This is a genomic window from Pseudomonas sp. P108 (assembly GCF_032613195.1).
GTDB lineage: Bacteria > Pseudomonadota > Gammaproteobacteria > Pseudomonadales > Pseudomonadaceae > Aquipseudomonas.
In genome coordinates, this window is record NZ_CP126691.1 from 283874 (window position 1) to 305113 (window position 21240).

Annotated in this window: 19 protein-coding genes; 5 read left to right on the forward strand and 14 right to left on the reverse strand. The window is 56.7% G+C overall.

Annotated elements, in window-relative coordinates; all coding sequences use genetic code 11:
- Position 1: 1 nt before the first annotated feature.
- The 4 genes from tauA to QOM10_RS01235 all read right to left on the reverse strand — a co-directional run bounded on the left by tauA (position 2) and on the right by QOM10_RS01235 (position 5984).
- Positions 2-979: a taurine ABC transporter substrate-binding protein gene (gene tauA / locus QOM10_RS01220; RefSeq protein WP_034151873.1), complete on the reverse strand. Its 978-nt coding sequence runs from the start codon at positions 977-979 to the stop codon at positions 2-4.
- A 444-nt stretch (positions 980-1423) separates the two neighbouring features.
- A complete protein-coding gene (gene gshA, locus QOM10_RS01225) occupies positions 1424-3007 on the reverse strand; it encodes a glutamate--cysteine ligase (RefSeq protein ID WP_316917451.1) in 1584 nt (527 codons plus the stop codon).
- Between the two features lie 269 nt (positions 3008-3276).
- Positions 3277-3660, reverse strand: coding sequence for a PaaI family thioesterase (locus QOM10_RS01230; RefSeq protein WP_053116527.1), 384 nt, complete (start codon positions 3658-3660; stop codon positions 3277-3279).
- Positions 3660-5984, reverse strand: coding sequence for a Tex family protein (locus tag QOM10_RS01235; protein ID WP_316917452.1), 2325 nt, complete (start codon positions 5982-5984; stop codon positions 3660-3662). Before QOM10_RS01235 ends, QOM10_RS01230 begins: the two co-directional genes overlap by 1 nt.
- Positions 5985-6341: 357 nt before the next feature.
- Between QOM10_RS01235 and ompR the strand changes: the two genes are divergently transcribed.
- Both ompR and QOM10_RS01245 read left to right on the forward strand, forming a co-directional pair.
- A complete protein-coding gene (gene ompR, locus QOM10_RS01240; protein ID WP_064388985.1) occupies positions 6342-7082 on the forward strand; it encodes a two-component system response regulator OmpR in 741 nt (246 codons plus the stop codon).
- Between the two features lie 111 nt (positions 7083-7193).
- Positions 7194-8507, forward strand: a complete 1314-nt coding sequence (locus tag QOM10_RS01245) for an ATP-binding protein (protein WP_007917930.1) — start codon at positions 7194-7196, stop codon at positions 8505-8507.
- Positions 8508-8710: 203 nt separating this feature from the next.
- On the opposite strand, the gene rimK is transcribed toward QOM10_RS01245, so the two are convergent.
- The 3 genes from rimK to QOM10_RS01260 are packed head-to-tail and all read right to left on the reverse strand — an operon-like array spanning position 8711 to position 10888.
- Positions 8711-9616 carry a 30S ribosomal protein S6--L-glutamate ligase gene (rimK, locus tag QOM10_RS01250; protein WP_007949201.1) on the reverse strand — a complete coding sequence of 302 codons (906 nt, stop codon included), beginning with the start codon at positions 9614-9616 and terminating at the stop codon, positions 8711-8713.
- Positions 9613-10074 carry an ATP-dependent zinc protease gene (locus tag QOM10_RS01255; RefSeq protein ID WP_171057267.1) on the reverse strand — a complete coding sequence of 154 codons (462 nt, stop codon included), beginning with the start codon at positions 10072-10074 and terminating at the stop codon, positions 9613-9615. Before QOM10_RS01255 ends, rimK begins: the two co-directional genes overlap by 4 nt.
- 34 nt (positions 10075-10108) lie before the next feature.
- Positions 10109-10888, reverse strand: coding sequence for an EAL domain-containing protein (locus tag QOM10_RS01260; RefSeq protein ID WP_127930339.1), 780 nt, complete (start codon positions 10886-10888; stop codon positions 10109-10111).
- A gap of 116 nt (positions 10889-11004) precedes the next feature.
- Between QOM10_RS01260 and QOM10_RS01265 the strand changes: the two genes are divergently transcribed.
- A complete protein-coding gene (locus QOM10_RS01265) occupies positions 11005-11412 on the forward strand; it encodes an RNA-binding S4 domain-containing protein (RefSeq protein ID WP_150750209.1) in 408 nt (135 codons plus the stop codon).
- Positions 11413-11533: 121 nt separating this feature from the next.
- Here the strand turns inward: QOM10_RS01265 and QOM10_RS01270 are convergent, their stop codons facing one another.
- The gene (locus tag QOM10_RS01270; protein WP_316917453.1) at positions 11534-12334 is read right to left on the reverse strand and encodes a phosphatase PAP2 family protein; all 801 of its coding nucleotides are present in this window, start codon (positions 12332-12334) and stop codon (positions 11534-11536) included.
- Between the two features lie 105 nt (positions 12335-12439).
- On the opposite strand from QOM10_RS01270, the gene hslO reads away from it, so the two are divergent.
- Positions 12440-13342 (forward strand): Hsp33 family molecular chaperone HslO, encoded by a 903-nt coding sequence (gene hslO, locus QOM10_RS01275; protein WP_127925447.1) that lies wholly within the window; start codon positions 12440-12442, stop codon positions 13340-13342.
- Positions 13343-13523: 181 nt separating this feature from the next.
- The gene (locus QOM10_RS01280; RefSeq protein WP_007917942.1) at positions 13524-15065 is read left to right on the forward strand and encodes a phosphoenolpyruvate carboxykinase; all 1542 of its coding nucleotides are present in this window, start codon (positions 13524-13526) and stop codon (positions 15063-15065) included.
- Between the two features lie 42 nt (positions 15066-15107).
- Here the strand turns inward: QOM10_RS01280 and QOM10_RS01285 are convergent, their stop codons facing one another.
- The 6 genes from QOM10_RS01285 to QOM10_RS01310 form a co-directional block, all read right to left on the reverse strand.
- Positions 15108-16853, reverse strand: a complete 1746-nt coding sequence (locus QOM10_RS01285; RefSeq protein WP_150750206.1) for a hypothetical protein — start codon at positions 16851-16853, stop codon at positions 15108-15110.
- A gap of 205 nt (positions 16854-17058) precedes the next feature.
- Positions 17059-18342, reverse strand: coding sequence for a type II toxin-antitoxin system HipA family toxin (locus tag QOM10_RS01290; protein ID WP_150775780.1), 1284 nt, complete (start codon positions 18340-18342; stop codon positions 17059-17061).
- Complete coding sequence (locus QOM10_RS01295) at positions 18339-18833, reverse strand: helix-turn-helix domain-containing protein (protein WP_150794189.1); 495 nt, start codon at positions 18831-18833, stop codon at positions 18339-18341. The genes QOM10_RS01290 and QOM10_RS01295 overlap by 4 nt, the downstream gene beginning before the upstream one ends.
- Positions 18834-19001: 168 nt before the next feature.
- Entirely contained in the window at positions 19002-19166 is a 165-nt protein-coding gene (locus tag QOM10_RS01300) for a YhfG family protein (protein WP_224794757.1), read from the reverse strand.
- Positions 19167-19343: 177 nt separating this feature from the next.
- The gene (locus QOM10_RS01305; RefSeq protein WP_316917454.1) at positions 19344-19643 is read right to left on the reverse strand and encodes a hypothetical protein; all 300 of its coding nucleotides are present in this window, start codon (positions 19641-19643) and stop codon (positions 19344-19346) included.
- Between the two features lie 362 nt (positions 19644-20005).
- Entirely contained in the window at positions 20006-21148 is a 1143-nt protein-coding gene (locus QOM10_RS01310) for a hypothetical protein (protein ID WP_316917455.1), read from the reverse strand.
- Between the last annotated feature and the right edge of the window lie 92 nt (positions 21149-21240).

Here is a 21240-nt window from a genome sequence, read left to right on the forward strand (position 1 = left end):
ATCAGTTGGTGATGTATTTGGCGCTGACGTACGGCGCGTAGTCCGGCAGAACGGCTTCAACCTTGCCTTGCTCCTTGAGGAACGCGGCGGTGTCGGTGATGGCTTTGGTGGTCGGCGCGCCGAGGGTGATCACCTGATCAGCCGCCAGCGGGTAAACGTTGCCTTGCAGCAGCAATGGGATGTCGCTGGCCTTGGCGCCGGAGAGTTTCACCAGCTTGTCGACGTTGGACTGATCGGCGAGCCAGGCTTTCGGGTCTTTGCGGTAATCGGCGTAGGCGTCGAGGGTGACCTTGGCGAACGCGGTGACGATTTCCGGGTGCTTCTCGGCGAAGTCCTTGCGCACGATCCACGCGTCGAAAGTCGGCGCGCCGAACTTGGCCAGCTCGCCGGAAGTGATCAGCACTTTGCCGTTTTCCTTGGCCACGCCCAGCGCCGGATCCCACACGTAAGTGGCGTCGATGTCACCGCGTTTCCATGCGGCAATGATCGCTGGTGGGGCGAGGTTGAGCACGGTGACTTTCGAAGGGTCGATGTTCCAGTGCTTCAGTGCAGCGAGCAGGCTGTAGTGACCGGTCGATACGAACGGCACGGCGATTTTCTTGCCGATGAGATCCTGTGGAGTCTTGATGCCGGAGCCGTCACGGGCGACCAGTGCCTCGGCGGCGCCGATCTGGGTGGCGATGAGGAAGGTTTCGACCGGGACTTTGCGGGTGATCGCAGCGGTCAGCGGGCTCGAACCGAGGTAGCCGATCTGCACGTCACCGGAGGCGATGGCGGCAATGATGTCGGCGCCGTTGTCGAACTTGCGCCAGGCGATATCGGCTTTGGTGGCTTTTTCGTAAGCGCCGTCAGCCTGGGCGACTTTCGCCGGGTCAACAGTGGTTTGGTAGGCGACGGTGAGGTCGGCGGCCTGAGCCAGAAAACTCGCGGCAGCCAAAGAGGCTACGGCGAGCAGGCGAAGCGGGAAATTCAGTTTCATTGAACAGCTCCATATCAGGCGACCGAGCGTCGGCGTGAAAGGAGACTAAATGATCTAAGAATCGGTAAATAAATAACTTTTTCGAATGAGCTTATGAGCGGAAAAATCTAAGAGCGGGGGAGTTTGTGGGCGTTTCGGATTTATTCGTTCGACGTTAGATCTTTGCCCCCTCACCCCAGCCCTCTCCCCCAGGGGGGCGAGGGGGAAAGGGAGCCGATCTCTGTGCTTTTCAAGGCCTGAGCTCGGCTCGGTATTTCACGTCAGCGTACTTCGCACCAACAACCCGGTCAGTCCCCTCTCCCCCAGGGGGGGCGAGGGGAAAGGGAGCCGATCTCTGTGCTTTTCGAGCCTGAGTTCGACTCGGTATTTCAGGTCGGCGTAACTTTCATGAGCACCTAAATCAGTCCCCTCTCCCTCCGGGAGAGGGCTAGGGTGAGGGGCTCTTCAGTTGCTGATCGCAAGAATACTCGCCTGATACGACCCGACAAACACATCGAAATCCCCAACCTCGTTCTGCTCCAGCTCAGCTTGCGCGGCCACAGAAGTACGTGCCAACTCCTCAAACTTCGCCTGTTCATCCACCGCCAAAGGCTCGCTGCGGAAAAACTCGGCATGCGCCTGGCTCTGACGCAGGGAGAACTGCGCAAAGCTTTCCTTGTGCTCAGCCATCGCCGCCAGGACCTGCGCAGAAGGCGTCAGAGACGGATCGCTGACCTTGGCCAGTTGCGCATCCAACGCCTTGCTGTGCGCATCGCCGCCATGGCTCTGATCCAGCAGCGCCGCCAGCGGGGCAATTTGTTCCAGCAGTTCGGCCGCCCAGGTCTTCATCTCCACCGACTCACCGTCACGCTGCAATTGCAGGCCCGGACGGCGACCTTCTTTCACGACGCTGAGGAAGTTCGATGTGGCATTGCCGCAAGAGGTATTGGTCAGCAACGGACTATCGTTGAGCGCGCAATACAGCAGGAACGCGTCGAGGAAGCGCGACTCGGTCAGGTCGATGCCCATCGGCAGGAACGGGTTGATGTCCAGGCAACGCACTTCAACGTACTGAATGCCACGCGCCACCAGCGCCTGAATCGGCCGTTCGCCGGTATAGGTCACGCGTTTCGGGCGGATGTTGGAGTAGTACTCGTTTTCGATCTGCAGGATGTTGGTGTTGAGCTGCACCCACTCACCATCCTTGTGCGTGCCGACTTCAACGTACGGCGCGTACGGCGTGGCCACGGCTTTGCGCAGGCTGTCGGTGTAACTCGCCAGATCGTTGTAGCACGGCGTCAGGCCGGCCTGAGCGTTGCTCTGGTAACCGAGGTCGCTCATGCGCAGGCTGGTGGCGTATGGCAGATACAAGGTGTCCGGGTCGAGCTGTTCCAACTGATGCGAACGACCCCGCAGGAAACCGGCATCCAGCGCTGGCGAAGCACCGAACAGGTACATCAGCAGCCAGCTGTAGCGACGGAAGTTGCGGATCAGCGCGATGTAGGAAAACGACTGAAAATCGCGATCAGTGCCGACAAACCCTTCGGTTTCGCGCAGCAGCGGCCAGAGCTTTTCCGGCAGGGAGAAGTTGTAGTGAATCCCGGCAATGCACTGCATGGTCTTGCCGTAGCGCAGGGCCAGGCCCTTGCGATAAACGTACTTGAGCTGACCGATATTGGAGGTGCCGTAATAGGCGATCGGGATGTCTTCCTCGGCCGGCAACGGGCACGGCATCGATGGACTCCACAGGTACTCGTTGCCGAGCTTGCTGTAGGCAAAGCGGTGAATCTTGTCCAGGCTCGCCAGCGTATCAGCCGGGTCGGGCAGGGCGGGCGTGATGAATTCCAGCAGCGACTCGGAGTAGTCGGTGGTGATCTGTTCGTTGGTCAGCGCGGAACCCAAGGCTTCGGGGTGCGGCGTTTGCGCCAGGCGACCTTCGCTGGTCACGCGCAGGCATTCACGTTCGATACCGTGCAGGCACTGCTCGAGCAGAGAGAGGTTAGCGCGCTCGCCGAGCAGAGCCAGGCGGCGGTTGAGAAGTTCGCTCAATTTGGATTCCTTCACGCGTCAGTCGCCCCAATATGGGGGTGGGCAGGACGGTCTACAAGGGTGAAGTTGAAACTGGCGTTTTCGCCTGGTTTTGTAGCGGCAGGCCATTTGCCGGTCAGTCAGGAACTGCACAATCCCTGTGGGAGCGAGCCTGCTCGCGAAGGTGGTGTGTCAGCCAACATCTGCATTGCTGATACACCACCTTCGCGAGCAGGCTCGCTCCCACAGGATTCGTTGCGCCGAAATTAACTCAAATTGATGGCGTCTAGCTACAGGACAGCGAACGTGCCTTGTGCTTTTGCGACCAGTTTGTCGCCCTGCATCACGTCGGCTTCGACCACCAGCGTGCGCCGGCCCGGGTGGATAACCCGCGCCGTGCACATCACCTCGCCATCGGAAACGGCGCGGATATAGTTGATCTTGCACTCGATGGTCGCGCTCTGCTGATCGAAGCCGTGGGTGCTGGAACAGGCCAGCCCCATGGCGATGTCGACCAGACTGAACAGCGCGCCACCGTGCAATTTGCCGCCGCGATTGCGCAGTTCCGGTTCCAGCACCAGGGCGACTTGCGCCACCCCGGTTTCCAGGCTGTGCAGGCGGCAGCCCAACAGCTTGAAAAACGCGCTCTCGACGAGCCCGGCTGGAATTTCCATCAGCGTTTCTTCAATTGCTTGGCGTTGGCGAACAGCGAAGCCATCGCGTTGTTCGCCGGCGCGGCGGTCGCGGTTTCCTTGCGCGGCGCGTTGTTCGAAGGCTGGCGCTGAGCCGAGCCCGGACGCGAGCCACGGGCACCGTCGATTTTCTCGCCCGGAGTGTCACCCATGCGCATCGACAGGCCGACGCGTTTGCGCGGGATGTCGACTTCCATGACCTTCACTTTCACCACGTCGCCGGCCTTCACCGCTTCGCGCGGATCCTTGATGAACTTCTCCGACAGCGCCGAGATGTGCACCAGACCGTCCTGATGCACGCCGATATCGACGAATGCGCCGAACGCGGTCACGTTGGTCACCACGCCTTCGAGGATCATCCCCAGTTGCAGATCCTTGAGGTCTTCGACGCCTTCCTGGAACTCGGCGGTCTTGAACTCAGGGCGCGGGTCGCGGCCCGGTTTTTCCAGTTCCTGGATGATGTCGGTCACGGTCGGCAGGCCGAAGGTTTCGTCGGTGAATTTCTTCGGATCCAGACGCTTGAGGAAACTGGCGTCGCCGATCAGCGAACGGATATCACGGTCGGTTTCAGCGGCAATGCGCTGCACCAGCGGATAGGCTTCCGGGTGAACCGCCGACGAATCCAGCGGGTTGTCGCCGTTCATCACGCGCAAGAAGCCGGCAGCCTGTTCGAAGGTTTTTTCGCCCAGACGCGCGACTTTCTTCAGCGCTGCACGGGTTTTGAACGCGCCGTGCTCGTCGCGGTGCGCGACGATGTTTTGCGCCAGCGTTGCGTTGAGGCCGGAGATCCGCGCCAGCAGGGCCACGGAGGCAGTGTTCACGTCGACGCCGACGGCGTTCACGCAGTCCTCGACCACGGCATCCAGACCACGCGCCAGTTTCAGCTGCGAGACGTCGTGCTGGTACTGGCCGACACCGATGGATTTCGGATCGATTTTCACCAACTCGGCCAGCGGATCCTGCAGACGACGGGCGATGGACACCGCGCCACGGATCGACACGTCGAGATCCGGGAATTCCTTGGCCGCCAGTTCCGACGCCGAATACACCGATGCGCCGGCCTCTGACACCATGACCTTGGTCATCTTCATCGCTGGATATTTCTTGATCAGCTCGATCGCCAGTTTGTCGGTTTCGCGGCTGGCGGTGCCGTTGCCGATGGCGATCAGGTCAACCGAGTGCTTGGCGCACAGGGCGGCCAGAATGGCGATGGTCTGATCCCACTTGTTGTGCGGCACGTGCGGGTAAACCGTGGCGTGATCAAGCAGTTTGCCGGTCGAGTCGACCACGGCAACCTTGCAGCCGGTACGCAGGCCCGGGTCGAGGCCCAACGTTGCGCGCGGGCCTGCCGGCGCGGCCAGCAGCAAGTCGTGCAGGTTGTGCGCGAACACGTTGATCGCCTCGGTTTCGGCGCCGTCACGCAGCTCGCCGAGCAGGTCGGTTTCCAGGTGCGTGTAGAGCTTGACCTTCCACGTCCAGCGCACCACTTCGCCGAGCCATTTGTCGGCGGGGCGGTTCTGGTTCTGGATGTTGAATTGCTGACCGATCATGCCTTCGCATGGGTGCATGGTGCCCGGCAGCTCGTCGCCGACTTTCAGCGCGGAGCTGAGGATGCCTTCGTTGCGGCCACGGAAAATCGCCAGTGCGCGGTGCGACGGCATGCTTTTCAGCGGTTCGTCGTGTTCGAAGTAATCGCGGAACTTGGCGCCTTCCTCTTCCTTGCCAGCGATGACGCGGGCACTGAGGATGGCTTCCTGTTTCAGGTAATTACGCAGTTTTTCCAGCAGGCTGGCGTCTTCGGCGAAGCGCTCCATGAGGATGTACTTGGCGCCTTCCAGCGCGGCTTTCACATCGGCCACGCCTTTTTCGGCATCGACGAAGCGCGCGGCTTCGGTTTCCGGGGCCAGATTCGGGTCGTTGAACAGGCCATCCGCGAGGTCGCCGAGGCCGGCTTCCAGGGCAATCTGGCCCTTGGTGCGGCGCTTCTGCTTGTACGGCAGGTACAAGTCTTCGAGGCGGGTCTTGGTGTCGGCGAGTTTGATGTCGCGCTCGAGGGCAGGGGTGAGTTTGCCTTGCTCTTCGATGCTGGCGAGGATGCTGATGCGCCGTTCGTCGAGTTCTCGCAGGTAGCGCAGACGTTCTTCCAGATGACGCAACTGGGTGTCATCAAGGCTGCCGGTGACTTCTTTCCGGTAACGGGCGATGAAGGGAACGGTAGAGCCTTCATCGAGTAGCGCGACGGCCGCTTCGACCTGTTGTGGGCGTACACCGAGTTCCTCGGCAATGCGGCTGTTGATGCTGTCCATAAAACCACCTGACATATTGTGAAAGCAGGCTCTCAGGCGCGCAAATAAAGGCCCGGAGTCTGGTTGAGCGGCTAGAAAATTGCCGCTGCCTGGGTCAAAAGGCAGCCCATTGACCCGTGAAATCGAACAATTACTGCGCGCGACAGGAAAAAAGCCTGCCACCTGCGGTAACGATTCAGACGTTGCCTGGCACAAAACGCCGCGCATTATAACCAGCGTTCTGTCATTCGGGGGCGTTGCAGTCTGTAGGCATAAACCCCGGTTTTCTGGCAGTGAAGGAAAAATCTGCTAACAATGCACACGGTGCGTATAACGGCAGCTACGCCATAATGCGCGCCGAGCTAAAAGGAGCATCCAATGAGCAGCACTGCACAAACTGCTGAAGGCGAAAAAATTCTCATCGTTGACGACGATCCGGGCCTTAGCAGCCTGCTGGAACGTTTTTTCGTCAGCAAGGGCTACCGCGCCCGTACCGTACCGAACACCGAACAGATGGATCGTCTGCTGTCGCGTGAAGTTTTCAATCTGGTCGTCCTCGACCTGATGCTGCCCGGCGAAGACGGTCTGACCGCTTGCCGCCGCTTGCGTGGCGCGAACAATCAGATCCCGATCATCATGCTTACGGCCAAAGGCGACGAGCTGAGCCGCATCAAGGGCCTGGAACTGGGCGCCGACGACTATCTGGCCAAGCCGTTCAACCCGGACGAGCTGATGGCCCGGGTCAAAGCCGTCCTGCGTCGTCAGGCTGCACCTGTACCAGGCGCACCGGGCAGCGAAGACGAAAACGTCACCTTTGGTGATTACGTGTTGTCGCTGGCGACCCGCGAACTGAAACGCGGCGACGAAGTGCACATGCTCACCACCGGTGAGTTTGCGGTACTCAAGGCCCTGGTGATGAACGCGCGTCAGCCGCTGACCCGCGACAAACTGATGAACCTTGCCCGTGGCCGCGAGTGGGATGCCCTCGAGCGTTCCATCGACGTGCAGATTTCCCGTCTGCGCCGCATGATCGAGCCGGATCCATCGAAGCCGCGCTACATCCAGACCGTCTGGGGCGTGGGCTATGTGTTTGTACCCGATGGTGCCGCCACCAAGTGATCGGTGATTTGTAGGAGCGGGTCTGCAGGTTTGGTCGAACGGCCAGCCCGCAGACTCGCAATCCGCAATATGCGAGCATTGCTCGCTCCTGCAAGTGTGTAGCGGTTATAGATGAAAACCCCCGTCTGGTTCCCCCAAAGCTTTTTCTCCCGCACCCTCTGGCTGGTGCTTATCGTCGTGCTGTTTTCCAAGGCACTGACCCTGGTTTATCTGTTGATGAACGAGGATGTGCTGGTCGATCGTCAGTACAGCCACGGCGTCGCCCTGACGCTGCGTGCCTATTGGGCCGCCGATGAAGAAAACCGCGCGAAGATTGCTGATGCCGCGACCCTGATCCGGGTGGTCGGCGCCGGTGTGCCGGAAGGCGAGCAGCACTGGCCGTACAGCGAAATCTACCAGCGACAGATGCAGGCGGAGCTGGGCGCTGACACCGAAGTGCGTTTGCGCATGCACTCGCCGCCGGCGTTGTGGGTCCGCGCGCCGAGCCTCGGTGATGGCTGGCTGAAGGTGCCGCTGTACCCGCACCCGTTGCGCGGTCAGAAAATCTGGAACGTGCTTGGCTGGTTCCTTGCGATTGGTTTGTTGTCGACGGCGTCGGCGTGGATTTTCGTCAGTCAGCTCAATCAACCCTTGAAGCGTCTGGTGTATGCCGCCCGGCAACTGGGTCAGGGCCGCAGCGTGCGGCTGCCGATCAGCGACACACCGAGCGAAATGACCGAGGTGTATCGCGCTTTCAATCAGATGGCCGAAGACGTCGAGCAGGCCGGCCGCGAGCGCGAGTTGATGCTGGCCGGCGTGTCCCACGACCTGCGCACACCGTTGACGCGGCTGCGGCTGTCGCTGGAATTGATGGGCGATCGCAACGACCTGACTGACGACATGGTCCGCGACATCGAAGACATGGACGCGATTCTCGACCAGTTCCTCGCGTTCATCCGCGACGGTCGTGACGAGTCGGTGGAAGAAGTGGATCTGACTGATTTGGTGCGCGAGGTCGCGGCGCCATACAACCAGAATGAAGAGAAGGTGCGTTTGCGTCTTGAGCCGATTCAGCCGTTTCCGCTGCGGCGGGTATCGATGAAGCGCTTGCTGAACAACCTGATCGGCAACGCCTTGAACCATGCCGGCGGTCACGTTGAAGTCGCAGCTTATGTGTCGGGTGACGTCAGTGCGCCGTATGTGGTGCTAAGCGTGATGGACCGAGGGGCGGGGATCGATCCTTCGGAGCTGGAGGCGATCTTCAATCCGTTTACCCGTGGCGATCGTGCGCGGGGCGGGAAGGGTACTGGCTTGGGTTTGGCGATCGTGAAGCGGATTGCTTCGATGCATGGCGGCAATGTTGAATTGCGCAATCGGTCCGGTGGAGGACTGGAGGCGCGGGTGAGGTTGCCGTTGGGATTGATGTTGCCGCGAGACGCGGTGTAATCCCCAGCAACCCCTCACCCCAACCCTCTCCCAGAGGAAGAGGGAGCTGACCGAGGTGTCTGGGGTCATACGTCGACCTGAAAGACTGGGGCGATTGTGGATTCGGCACAGCAGGATCAGGTCGGCGTATCTCTTCTGCATCCCCCAATCAGTCCCCTCTCCCTATGGGAGAGGGTTAGGGTGAGGGGCTTTTGCTCTTGGCTCTAGCCCTTGCCTTTGGTCCGGGTCATATTCGGCCCGCCATTCTTCTCAAGATGCTCAATGATGATCCCCGCCACATTCTTCCCCGTGGTGGTCTCGATCCCTTCCAGTCCCGGCGACGAATTCACTTCCATCACCAGCGGCCCATGATTGGAGCGCAAAATATCCACACCAGCCACCGCCAGGCCCATGACCTTGGCCGCGCGCAACGCCGTCATGCGTTCCTCCGGGGTGATCTTGATCAGGCTGGCGCTGCCGCCGCGATGCAGGTTGGAGCGGAACTCACCCGGTTTTGCCTGACGCTTCATTGCCGCGATGACTTTGTCACCGACCACGAAACAACGAATATCCGCGCCGCCCGCTTCCTTGATGTATTCCTGAACCATGATGTTCTGCTTCAGACCCATGAAGGCCTCGATCACCGACTCTGCCGCCGTAGCGGTTTCGCACAACACCACACCGATGCCTTGGGTGCCTTCCAGCACTTTGATCACCAGCGGCGCGCCGTTGACCATGTCGATCAGGTCAGGAATGTCATCCGGTGAGTGAGCAAACCCGGTTACCGGCAAACCGATGCCACGACGCGACAGCAATTGCAGCGAACGCAACTTGTCCCGCGAACGGGCGATGGCCACCGACTCGTTGAGCGGGAACACCCCCATCATTTCGAACTGGCGCAACACCGCGCAACCATAAAACGTCACCGACGCACCGATACGCGGAATCACCGCATCGAAGCCCTCCAGCGGTTTGCCGCGATAGTGGATCTGCGGCTTGTGACTGGCGATGTTCATGTAGGCGCGCAAGGTGTCGATCACTACCATTTCATGCCCGCGCTCGGTTCCGGCTTCGACCAGACGGCGGGTGGAATACAGACGCGGATTCCGCGACAGCACAGCGATCTTCATGCAACACCTGTGGAGGAGGTAGATACCGGGAACACCGGCTTGTCTTGTACATATTTAATGCCCGGATTGACCACCAACTGGCCATCGATCAGGGCTTTGGATCCGAGCAACAGGCGATAGCGCATCGACTTGCGGCAGGCGAGGGTGAACTCGACCGGCCACACTCGATCACCCAAGGCCAGAGTAGTGCTGATCACGTAGCGCACCTGCGCATGGCCGTTGGAGCTTTTGATGGTCTTGCGCGTCACCAGTGGTGCTTCGCACCGGCGGTGACGCAACTGCACCACCGTGCCCAGGTGCGCGGTGAAGCGCACCCACTTCTCGCCGTCGCGTTCGAACGGCTCGATGTCGGTAGCATGCAGGCTGGAGGTGCTGGCACCGGTGTCGATCTTCGCCCGCAGGCCCGCGACCCCCAAATCCGGGAGCGCCACCCACTCGCGCAGACCGACAACGGTCAAATGGTCAAATGTCTTCAATAGAAAAAACCAACGATTAACGCGTAAAGGCCTCAGGTGAAACCTGAGCCAACGCTTTGAATGCAGGTTTGGCGAACCAGTAGCCCTGCATCAGAAATATTCCACAGTCCGCCAGGAAATCCCGTTCACCGACGCTCTCAATGCCTTCGGCAATGACTGTAACGTCCAACTCCGCACAGATTGTGACAATCCCCCGGACGATCGCCTGACGAACACGGTCTTGATCGACATCGCGGATCAGCGCCATGTCGAGTTTGATCAGGTCCGGTTGGAAATCAGCCAGCAGATTGAGCCCCGAATAACCGGCACCGAAATCATCGATGGCGGTCTTGAAGCCGAATTCGCGGTATTCACGCAGAATATTGGTCAAATGGCGATAGTTATCTACGTGCTCGCTTTCCAGGGTTTCGAAAATCAGCCGGTCGATAGGAAAACGGTGTTTTTTTGCTGCCTCGAGCGTACTGCGAATGCACAGCTCTGGACGATAGACCGCGTTGGGCATGAAGTTGATCGACAAGTGTGTCTGCATATTTAGATTGGCCGCGCCTTCGATGGCGCGGGTCCGGCAGAGCTGGTCGAAACGGTAGCGGTTGTCTTCTGTAACCTGATCCAACACCGTGAAGGCACCTTCACCGGCCACACCTCGAACCAGCGCTTCGTGGGCAAAAACCGACTGGTCGCGCAGATCGACGATGGGTTGGTAGGCGAAAGAAAAGTCGAAGCCCAGCGGCTCGCTTTGCTGGCAGCCCTGGCAACCGGCCTTGGGCGAGATTAATGAAGACGGAAATTTAGTCACTCGATCACTCCATGCCGATGCACCGGCCAAGATCACAGTCTATCTGGAGGGCCGAGTTCTTGCGCCCGACAGAAACGGTAGTACAGTTCCGACTACTGGCTGAACGAGGAATTCAAATGGCACAAAAAAGCGAAGTGGACGACAAGGTCCGTCTCGACAAGTGGCTGTGGGCCGCGCGTTTTTACAAAACCCGGGCGCTGGCCAAAGCCGCCATTGAAAGTGGCAAGGTGCATTGTCGCGGCGAACGCTGCAAGCCTGGCAAAGAGCCACGGATTGGCGATGAGTTCGAGATTCGTACCGGGTTTGAAGTGCGCACGGTGAAGGTCGAGGCGTTGTCGATTGTGCGGCGCGGCGCACCGGAGGCGCAGACGTTGTACGCGGAGACCGAGGCGAGTATTGCCAAACGTGAAGCGGCTGCGGCAATGCGCAAGGCGGGCGCGCTGGGCGTTACCACGGATGGCAAACCGAGCAAAAAACAGCGACGGGATTTGTTCAAGTTTCGAGGCGGCAGTAACGACGAATAATCGCGTTGTTGGTGCTGGCCTCTTCGCGAGCAAGCTCGCTCCCACAGGAGATTGCATTCCAATGTGGGAGCGAGCCTGCTCGCGAATCGAGGGCACAGCCCTCGCCGAAGACAGCTCGGTATCAGGCGCTACGCACCACACTCATCCGCGCAACCAGCGGCAGCTTGCCTAGCAACGCAAACATTGGCGCCGTCACCTTCAGCCAGAAGTTCGAGGCGTGATACGCAAACGGCGTGTAGTAACCCCAGCCCAATGCCCACACCGCCAGCAACACGCCACCGATGTAATCGTCCTGACCCCAATGCGCACCGGCCACCAGGCGCGGCAGCATGAACAGCAGCGCCAGGCCCCAGATCGTCACAAACTGGCCGACGGTGCGACTGAACACGCCCATGAACAACGCCCAGATCAGCAATACTGAAGCGTGGTCGCCAGGGAAACTCTGGCCCGAGCGATCCTTCAGCTCCCAGGTTTTTTCCAGGTGCGGGAAGTAATCGCTGATATGCACCGCGCCTTCCAGCACCATCGACGGGCTACTGTGTTGCCAGTCCATATGGTCGGCGAACTTGGAAAACAGCGCGCGGATCACCACCATCAACAGCAGGATCGAGAAAAAACCGAAAAACGCGCGACGCACGTCAATGGCCTTGAACACCCAGTCGCCCTTGATCAGCAGCGTCAACAGAATCAGGCCGACGACGATGTCGAACGGGCGCAGACTTGCAATTGCCCAGATGTGGAGCCATATCGGGTTGCTGGCCAGCGGTGCATTGAGCGAGCGGAACAGCCACTCGTCGAAAATCACACACAGCGAGTTGCCCGTAGGCCATAACCAGAAAGCCAGTAGCGCCAACGGCACTACGTTACACAGAACCAGCCGGCCGAGGTTCCACCTAGATTGGAACAAACCCGGATTGTTCATAAAATGCCTCCCATGGCAGAGCAGTCGGCACCAAAAAGAGTGCCAAGAAGCGCAAATTTTCACGTCTTGTAACCATTTTGTCACCACATTCAGATACCCAAAATTATGACCGACCTAGCGGATACCGATTTCACCCAACGTTTCATCTTCGATGACAGCGATACACGCGGCGAACTGGTTGCGCTTGAGCGCAGCTACGCCGAAGTCCTTGCCAAGCACCCGTACCCGGAGCCGGTCGCGCAACTGCTCGGCGAATTGATGGCGGCCGCCTCGTTGCTGGTGGGCACCCTGAAGTTCGATGGTTTGCTGATTCTGCAGGCACGTTCCGAAGGGCCGATCCCGCTGCTGATGATCGAATGCTCCAGCGAGCGCGAGATCCGAGGCCTGGCGCGTTACAACGCCGAGCAGATCGCGCCGGATGCGACCCTTGCCGATCTGATGCCGGGCGGTGACCTGACCCTGACCGTCGACCCGACTGTCGGCCAGCGCTACCAGGGCATCGTCGATCTCGACGGCGAAACCCTGTCGGAATGCTTCACCAACTATTTCGTCATGTCGCAACAGGTTGGCACGCGTTTCAAATTGTTCGCCGACGGCCGTCGCGCCCGTGGAATGCTCTTGCAGCAACTACCGGCCGACCGTCTGAAAGACGAAGAAGAGCGCGCTGACAGCTGGCAGCACATCACTGCGCTGGCCAGCACCCTGACCGCCGATGAACTGTTGAGCCTGGACAACGAAACCGTGCTGCACCGCCTCTACCATGAAGAGCAGGTGCGCCTGTTCGATGTGCAGAACCTGCGTTTCCGTTGCACTTGCTCACGCGAGCGTTCGGGCAACGCGCTGGTCAGTCTGGGTCTGGAGGATGCGCAGGCACTGGTGGCCGAACAAGGTGGCAAAGTCGAGATCGATTGCCAGTTCTGCAACGAGCGTTATGAGTTCGACGCCGCCGATATTGCTCAATTGTTCGCTGGTGCAGGCGTCGACACGCCGTCAGATACCCGGCACTAAAACGGTTCAGCGCAGGTAAATTCACTGCGTAACGACGGAATTTCGCCGTTACGACGGGAGGACCCTACTCTTTTTGGGCTTTTCTGGCATAATCCGGCCCACTTTTTTCGCGGTAGTAGTGCACGACTTTCTACTACAAAACGTTTGGAGCACACTCGGCCACTGGCCGACGGGGAACCTCATGACGCAAGCCAATAACGCCGTGTACACCGATCTGAGTGTTGATGATCTGGTAAAAGAAGCCCTGAACCGCGGTGAGGGCGAGCTTGCCGATACCGGCGCTCTGGTTGTTCGCACTGGTCACCGCACCGGTCGTTCGCCTGTTGACCGTTTCATCGTTGAAGAGCCTTCCACCCAGGCCGCTATCGCCTGGGGCCCGATCAACCGCAAGTTCCCGGCCGACAAGTTCGACGCGCTGTGGGCTCGCGTAGAAGCATTCAACAACGCGCAAGAGCACTTTGTGTCCCACGTGCATGTAGGCGCGGCGGAAGATCACTACCTGGCCGTGAAAATGACCACCCAGACTGCCTGGCAGAACCTGTTCGGTCGTTGCCTGTTCATCAACCCGGCCCAGTACAACCCGGCCGGTCGTGAAGAGTGGCAAGTGCTCAACGTGGCCAACTTCGAGTGCGTGCCTGAGCGTGACGGCACCAACTCCGACGGTTGCGTGATCCTTAACTTCGCACAGAAAAAAGTGCTGATCGCTGGCATGCGTTACGCCGGTGAGATGAAGAAAGCCATGTTCTCCGTGCAGAACTTCCTGCTGCCGGCCGCTGACGTGCTGCCAATGCACTGCGCTGCCAACATCGGCGAAGAAGGCGACGTGACCCTGTTCTTCGGTCTGTCGGGCACCGGTAAAACCACTCTGTCGGCCGACGAAAGCCGTTACCTGATCGGTGACGACGAACACGGCTGGGGCGAAGGCGTGGTGTTCAACATCGAAGGCGGTTGCTATGCCAAGTGCATCGACCTCTCCGAGAAGAACGAGCCGGTTATCTGGAAAGCCATCAAGCACGGCGCCGTGCTGGAAAACGTCGTCATCGACGACGCCAAGCACGCCGACTACGCCGATGTCAGCCTGACCCAGAACAGCCGCGCCGCGTACCCGCTGGAGCACGTTGCCAAGCGTTCCGAGCACAACCTCGGTGGCGAGCCAAACGCGGTGATCTTCCTGACCTGCGACCTGACCGGCGTACTGCCGCCAGTGTCGATCCTCAACGAAGAACAAGCGGCCTACCACTTCCTGTCCGGCTACACCGCTTTGGTGGGCTCGACTGAAATGGGTTCCGGCAGCGGCATCAAGTCGACCTTCTCCACCTGCTTCGGCGCACCGTTCTTCCCGCGCCCGGCTGGCGAATACGCCGAGCTGCTGATCAAGCGCATCCGCGGCTTCGGCTCCAAGGTCTACCTGGTCAACACCGGTTGGACCGGCGGCGGCTACGGCGTCGGCAAACGCTTCAACATCCCGACCACCCGCGCGGTGATCGCAGCGATCCAGAGCGGCGCGCTGATCGGTGCAGCCACCGAACACCTCGACACCATCAACCTCGACGTGCCACTGGCCGTACCGGGCGTTGAAACCAACCTGCTCAACCCGCGCAACACTTGGGCTGACAAGGCTGCGTACGACGAGGCTGCGAAAGCACTGGCCGGTCTGTTCATCGAGAACTTCAAGAAGTTCGAAGTGAGCGACGCGATCAAGGCTGCAGGGCCGAAATTGTAAGATCTGTCGTCAATGAAGAAGCCGCCCTTTGGGGCGGCTTTTTTATAGGTTGCAATAAAGCTTGAACTTTGTGTTGTTTGATGTGCAGATACTTGCTAGGTGCGATAGGAGTACATGCGCTTTATTGTTTGCTAGCTTTAGGAGTTTTGATTTCGAAATTCCAGGTTGGACTATCCAGCATTCATTTTGAACTTCAACATTATTGAGGGCTGTTGTGATTTTTTCAATGAGACTCTCTTTTGTTGAACAAGACTTATCTAAATAAATCGCATTGGCAAAAAGTCGTTCCGATCTAACGCTGTGTGAACTCGGGAATAAGTACTTGATGTTTTTTATAAGTTGTGCTGAAACGACTTGCAGGTCGTCTATTCTCAAGCCTGGACTTTGAGAGGTTGTAAATTTTTCATGAATTAAAATGATCTTATCATCGTAAATGACTAAGTGGTCAGAAATTTCATTTGCTCCGCCATCTTTAATAATTGCGATTATGTTTTCAGTTAGTGCAAGGTTTAGTAAGAATTCTTCGGTTTTGTCTGCGATGGAAATGTGCCCGGGAATACTCGAAGCGGAATCTTCTTTTCTAAGGTCGACATTTGTCCAGCTTATATCTGTATGCACATCTTTATTAAATGGCGTGCTTAAGCGATTATCTTTCCAGAATGAGTTTTCTCTGAAAGCTAGCCTTTCCTCAAAGATAATCGTGAAAGTATCCTCTTTTTTCAAAAACTCGATAAGATCAATTCGGCGACGTTTGCTTAACTCGCTGCCATCTTCTGCCACGATGATTGAAGCTTTTTCGCCTGCTCTAGTGTAACTGAACGTAATTGCGTCGTTCGTAATGCTGGTTATATCTATAGAAATACTATTTATCCCGTCTCCAATGGTAAATCGGGTGTTTGATAATATGCTGCAGTACCAATCAGTTATTTTTACCTTGTTAATTTCTAGTATGACTACGCCCTTGTTTGGGATTACATAATCTAAATAAAAGCTGAGAATTTTTAATTTGTTTGGTGATTTTACGGAGGTCGGGCGGACTAATGTATTTATAAAATCGCCATTATTTACTGATGTCAGTGCAGCTTCTATGTTTTTACATCTTTCTGAAAAGTCGTTAAATCCCTCTGTCCATCCCCCCCAAAATTTTCGTCTTTTGGATGAACAGCCAAATGCTTGCTTGTTACCCGCTGCGTCAATTTGTGCGCCTAAGCAATAACTAAAACTATATCCGGAGTCAAAAGATGGGGTTAGTGATAGTCTTGGGTCTTTTCCTGAATATGACTTGGCCTCTGCGGCTGTACCCCCTGCGCCAAAAGTATTGTTAATTCCTAGCATTTTTATACTAAGATCGATTTCAGCAAGAGCGCTATAAATTTTTTTGATATCTAATTTGTCTTGATCCCAGTCTTCATAGATTATCGTCTTTACGATGTCTTCGAGCTTTCGATTGCTTGAGTGAACATATACATGTGTTTGGGAGTCGTCGATAAGTATGATCGCATTTTCTATGTTCTCTAAAAGCGAGGTCTTAGCGGTTGAGATTGATGTGGTAGTTTCGAGCCAAGATGGGAATTCTCGAAATCTAACTCGTATAGCAAGGACTTTTTTTGTGCTGCTTAACCAGTCAATCTCAGCGCTTTTTTTCTTACTGTTTAATTCTGATATTTTTTTGAATATATCAGTTCGCAATTTTTTTCGTGTGTATTTGTCTTTCCTGAACACTAATACTTGAAAGAAGGGCTCAAGATCATTTAGGGATAGATTCGGTCTAGGTTTTCCTTTTGACATGTCTAATCCTTGTCTTTGCTTCTCGAAGCGGTCGCCTTGTCTGAAATTTTACATCAGTAAAATTTCAGACAAGCATCCTAAAGATAAAGATTAGTCTCTCGTGATTGCTTTTCGCCACTAACTCTGAAAAATAAAAATTATTTCAATGCCTCCTTTGCTCAATTGGGCCTTCCGGAGTGTTGGAAACATCTTTTTTTACAGTGACTTAGTGATTTTGGCTAACCAAAGGGACCCTGAAAGCCCGTTCTATATATTCCTGTTCGCGTCTTGAAATACCTATAGCTTCTGCCAGCAAAGGCCATTCACGGACGGCTGTTTGGAAGCGCTCGATTATCTCCTCCGCTTCACCCCGACTGACTCGGAAATACTCCGCCACTTCCCTCGCTAGCTCCAAATCCAAGGCGTTGTCAGAATCCGTGATGTTCAGCTTCAACCCATCCGCATGCGCCACCGGATTCATGTCGTAGGCTGCCGACAATCGCCATCCCCGACCAGGATCGAGAACAAACCCATGATTGCGTAGGTGGTCGTCGGTGTTGGAGACCAGGATGTTGAAGACAATTCGCGACCAAAGCTCACGAAGGTCGGTGTTGGGTTCCGAGCCGTGTTCCATGATTACTTCCGCCAATTCCAGATAGCTGGCGCCGGTTGATGCGTCGTCGCCGTCGACGCGGTTGGTCATGGTCATGGCTGATGCGAAGTGATGTCGGCCGCCGCGCGCGGTTCGGTCGAAACGCTTCACCAGGAAGCAGTGGTGATCGCTTGCGTAGCGTCGGGCCATGCCGGTCGCAACACGCAGACCACAGTTGACCGCCAAAGCGTTTACTACAAATTCCCAACCACCAACATCGTAGTCATCCCTAGTACTTGGGAATTTGGCGATCCACAGTTGGCCGAACTCGTCGACGACGCTGGCTTTCGGTCTGGCGCCGCCCAGCGAGCCGCCAGGTGCGATGAGCATTCTTAGCCATTCGCGGCCCTCGGTGGCTGTGTTGTCCCTATCGTTTTCCAGGGCGAGACTTGCCTGCTCTAACGCGCGTAGCTCGACAAAGGGTGGGGCGGCAACGCCGTCGCGGTCGTCGAGGAAGTTGCCTTCGTCATTGAGTTTGTAGCGAAGGGCGCCCACACGGAACAGGTCGTGGACGCCAAGCAGGTAATCGGATTCAAACAACTTGCTGTTGCTGGGGAGCAAGCCGTCGCGAATGTCCCTTTCCAATCGGCGTTTCATCAGCAGCTGGCCCCAACGATCGGGGCTTGAGTCTGCAAAGACGCCAAAGCGGCTCTGATGTTCGCCGGGGAATTGGCGGCCTTCGAAGGGGCCGATGCGCGGGTCTAGAGTTATGGAACTCAACTCGGGATCGGCCAACGCCTTAGGGTCGTACTCAAATTCGAACACGTTGGTGTTGCGTGTTTTCCTTGCGTGTAGAAATCCGAGGCGTCTGGCGCCTTTCAAGGATTCCCAGTCTGCATAAACAGCAATCAGTGTCATTCTTCACCTGTCGGGGGGCCGGCCTTTTTCTTCTTGTTCAAAAGGCTGGAGAGTGAGTGTGTGTTGAATGGGAAGTCAGCCGGAATTTTCGTGGTAGTGGCGGCATCGATAACGTTTGAAGTTCCGGCGTGTTCAGATGCGCCCTTTTTTGCCGCACTGACTGCTCGTACTCTCTGGGGCTTTTTCGCTGCGGATCGTGTTGCAGGCATTAACTGCGCATCCTGCAATTGGCGACCCATTTCATCTGCTGCAGCCAGTTTGTTCAGATCCTTTTCCAGCCCCAGCACTTGCATGACCGACAGGTAGGCCCCGATGGTTACGCCTGATCCACCTGACTCCAGATGGCGCAAGGTTGTTAGCGACATGCCAGATCGTTCAGCGACTTGCTTGGCCGTCAATTTTCGGCGCAGGCGAGCCAGCTTCAGGCGTTCACCAAAGTCGACCAGAAGTCGAGCAGTGGAGGGCAAAAGCGGCGCTGTTTTCTTGGCCATGTGGCAGTATTCCTTCATTTTTAAACCTTAACTGCCAGAATAATAGCACTTAAGCTGAAGGACGCTGTTTGCCGCAAGATCCCTGAAAAAACGAAGTTAAGTGGCATTATTCCATCTGTTTTTGGTTCTTATAGCTAGAATACTGCCACTTAAACGTTAGCGCTTCCTCTAGTCAGCCGGTTTTTGCCGGTACTTTTCGACAACCTCCATGCGTGAGGAAAGTGGCTTTTCAGCATCGGCAGGGGTGGTTTCAAAACCTTCAATGCGTAGGCTGGCCAAATAGTTTGATCGGCGAACCTTGTCGTAATGGGCCTGCTTTTGCTGAAACGTCAAAACGCTCGTATCAGCATTCGAGTCTGAATCGCGATGCTTTTTGCGTAAGATCTCCTCCATTTCGATAACGCTTTCCATCAGCTCATCAAAGAATTTGCTCATGGTTGCTCCCATGTTTGATTACCGTTTTTTTGATCGCTCTCACAGAGTGCATAAGAACGATACGATCACTCGATTTCAGGCTGGAGCCTTCCAGTTGAGCATCTGCTGCTGTGCGACTTGCAGCAGGTCACAGCCATCCTGCGTCAGCAGATAGAGGGCGTGGGTGATGTGGGGGATGTCTTCGACGTCGGCTTGTTTGAAGTTGAGGCAGTAGAGGGTGCGTAGCAGGTCGCTTGAAGCGCGCAGGCGCTGGACGGCGCATTCGAGGATGTCTTGTGGATTGGCCATTGTGTCGATGATCAGGGGCTTGGTGTCGGTGAGGTTGGATTCGAGGGCGCGGTAGCGATCGGTGGTGAATTGATTCCAAGTTGTCATTTTTTAATCCTCAATTGCTTCGAAAGAAGCCACCGCATCGTGACCAAGCGACAGGAGGCGACTGTGTTCGGGTTGGTCAACCGGTGAGGATCGCGCACATACCCGGCACACCCGAAGGTGTCCCAAACACAGTCACCATAAACCGCAGGCAAGTGAGTGCCGGCAGCATACAGCGCGTGCGTATACACGATCCAATCGGGTGACCAAGCCCGAGCCGCTGATTTGGCAGCGACAGCCACGACTATAGATTTGACTTACCAAGCCGCGATAGGCGGCAAGGGAGTCTGGGTTTGTAGGAATGGGACGAATACCAGATAGGCCATTGCTGTAGGTTTTTTCGTCCGTTCACGCGCCCACGGCCTTCAGCCAATAACCCGATACGCCGCCACATCCAGCACACTCGTCGTCAGCCCCGTCGCAGGCGCGTAGATCGTGCCTTTCACCGCCGAGAACGGCACGCCTTTGCTGCCCAGAGACACGTAGCGTTCGCCTTTATCCAGTTCGGTGAAGTAGGTGTAGGAGATGTTGTGCATCCGTTTGTACCGGGCTTCATCGCGGACGATGCCGTTGGTGAGGTTTTGCAGGTCGGTCTGGGTCAGGTTGAGGGTTTTGTTCAGTTGTACGCCCCAGCGCTTGAGGCACGTTTCGGCGTAGTGACGGACCACGCGGCCAGGTTCCACCAGGGTTTTCAGGTCGCTTGCGCTGGCAGGCACGCCACCGTCAGCTGTGGCGTTGCCCGCCATGGTCGCGTGGCGGCCGGCCATGGGGTAGACGCTGGTTTTGGTGCCGGTGGCTGTCTGCGGGATCACGCAACTGAAACCCTTGGAGCGTTCATCGCGGGCATAGAAAGCGACATATTCTTTGACGTTGGCGCCGAGTTTTACCCGGTTTTCCTGGAAGTTTCCGATACCCGGAACAGGGTCCAATGCAAAGATGTTCACCGGAATGTTTTTAAGTTGGCTGTCCTTTAACATCGCATTGGCCAGCATGTGGCAACTTATGCCGCCTCGGCTCCAACCCACCAGATTGACGCGGGTGGGAATAATGCCATCTTTGCGGAACGTTCTGATGATCCCTTCCTGTAACTTCTGTTGAGTAATGCTGCGGTCGCCGTAGTTGTACTTTCGCCACATCCACGAGCCTTCGACTTTGACATCGTCAATAGGAATGCCGGCGGCTTTGAGGCGGTTGTATTCGGCCTCGGTCAGTTGCTGGCGCTGCCAGTCACATTTGCCCTTGATGACGTTGAGGGCGTGCTGAACGTTTTCCTCCCAGCCTTTGCCGAACAGTGTGCCGGTAAGGCCGTACTCCTTGGTTTTGGTAAACAGGTCATCGGCCTGCAGGTTGCCGCTGCCGGGCCCGTCAACGACGATCCATTCGGCGAACTCGCGGCCGGTATGGTTGGAAGCCAGTGTGGAAACCAGTTCGCCGTCCCAGAAGTTTTCATGGTTAGTGTCAAACTTGTTGGAACCGGTGCCGCAAAAAAATATGGTTAAAACTGTCATGGTGTTGCTCTCGTTTAGTTGTAAGAGCGAACAAGTTAGTGTCAGTCGCATGTATAAATAAAGCGTGGTGGTGTTTCCGCATTTGTAATGTG

What these genes read in the sequence shown, in the direction of transcription:
- tauA (WP_034151873.1), bottom strand. Translation starts at nt 979, where the DNA reads ATGAAACTGAATTTCCCGCTTCGCCTGCTCGCCGTAGCCTCTTTGGCT.
- QOM10_RS01290 (WP_150775780.1), bottom strand. Translation starts at nt 18,342, where the DNA reads ATGACACTGATTGCTGTTTATGCAGACTGGGAATCCTTGAAAGGCGCC.
- rimK (WP_007949201.1), bottom strand. Translation starts at nt 9,616, where the DNA reads ATGAAGATCGCTGTGCTGTCGCGGAATCCGCGTCTGTATTCCACCCGC.
- QOM10_RS01305 (WP_316917454.1), bottom strand. Translation starts at nt 19,643, where the DNA reads ATGACAACTTGGAATCAATTCACCACCGATCGCTACCGCGCCCTCGAA.
- QOM10_RS01310 (WP_316917455.1), bottom strand. Translation starts at nt 21,148, where the DNA reads ATGACAGTTTTAACCATATTTTTTTGCGGCACCGGTTCCAACAAGTTT.
- QOM10_RS01285 (WP_150750206.1), bottom strand. Translation starts at nt 16,853, where the DNA reads ATGTCAAAAGGAAAACCTAGACCGAATCTATCCCTAAATGATCTTGAG.
- QOM10_RS01245 (WP_007917930.1), top strand. Translation starts at nt 7,194, where the DNA reads ATGAAAACCCCCGTCTGGTTCCCCCAAAGCTTTTTCTCCCGCACCCTC.
- QOM10_RS01280 (WP_007917942.1), top strand. Translation starts at nt 13,524, where the DNA reads ATGACGCAAGCCAATAACGCCGTGTACACCGATCTGAGTGTTGATGAT.
- ompR (WP_064388985.1), top strand. Translation starts at nt 6,342, where the DNA reads ATGAGCAGCACTGCACAAACTGCTGAAGGCGAAAAAATTCTCATCGTT.
- QOM10_RS01230 (WP_053116527.1), bottom strand. Translation starts at nt 3,660, where the DNA reads ATGGAAATTCCAGCCGGGCTCGTCGAGAGCGCGTTTTTCAAGCTGTTG.
- QOM10_RS01235 (WP_316917452.1), bottom strand. Translation starts at nt 5,984, where the DNA reads ATGGACAGCATCAACAGCCGCATTGCCGAGGAACTCGGTGTACGCCCA.
- QOM10_RS01270 (WP_316917453.1), bottom strand. Translation starts at nt 12,334, where the DNA reads ATGAACAATCCGGGTTTGTTCCAATCTAGGTGGAACCTCGGCCGGCTG.
- QOM10_RS01265 (WP_150750209.1), top strand. Translation starts at nt 11,005, where the DNA reads ATGGCACAAAAAAGCGAAGTGGACGACAAGGTCCGTCTCGACAAGTGG.
- QOM10_RS01295 (WP_150794189.1), bottom strand. Translation starts at nt 18,833, where the DNA reads ATGGCCAAGAAAACAGCGCCGCTTTTGCCCTCCACTGCTCGACTTCTG.
- hslO (WP_127925447.1), top strand. Translation starts at nt 12,440, where the DNA reads ATGACCGACCTAGCGGATACCGATTTCACCCAACGTTTCATCTTCGAT.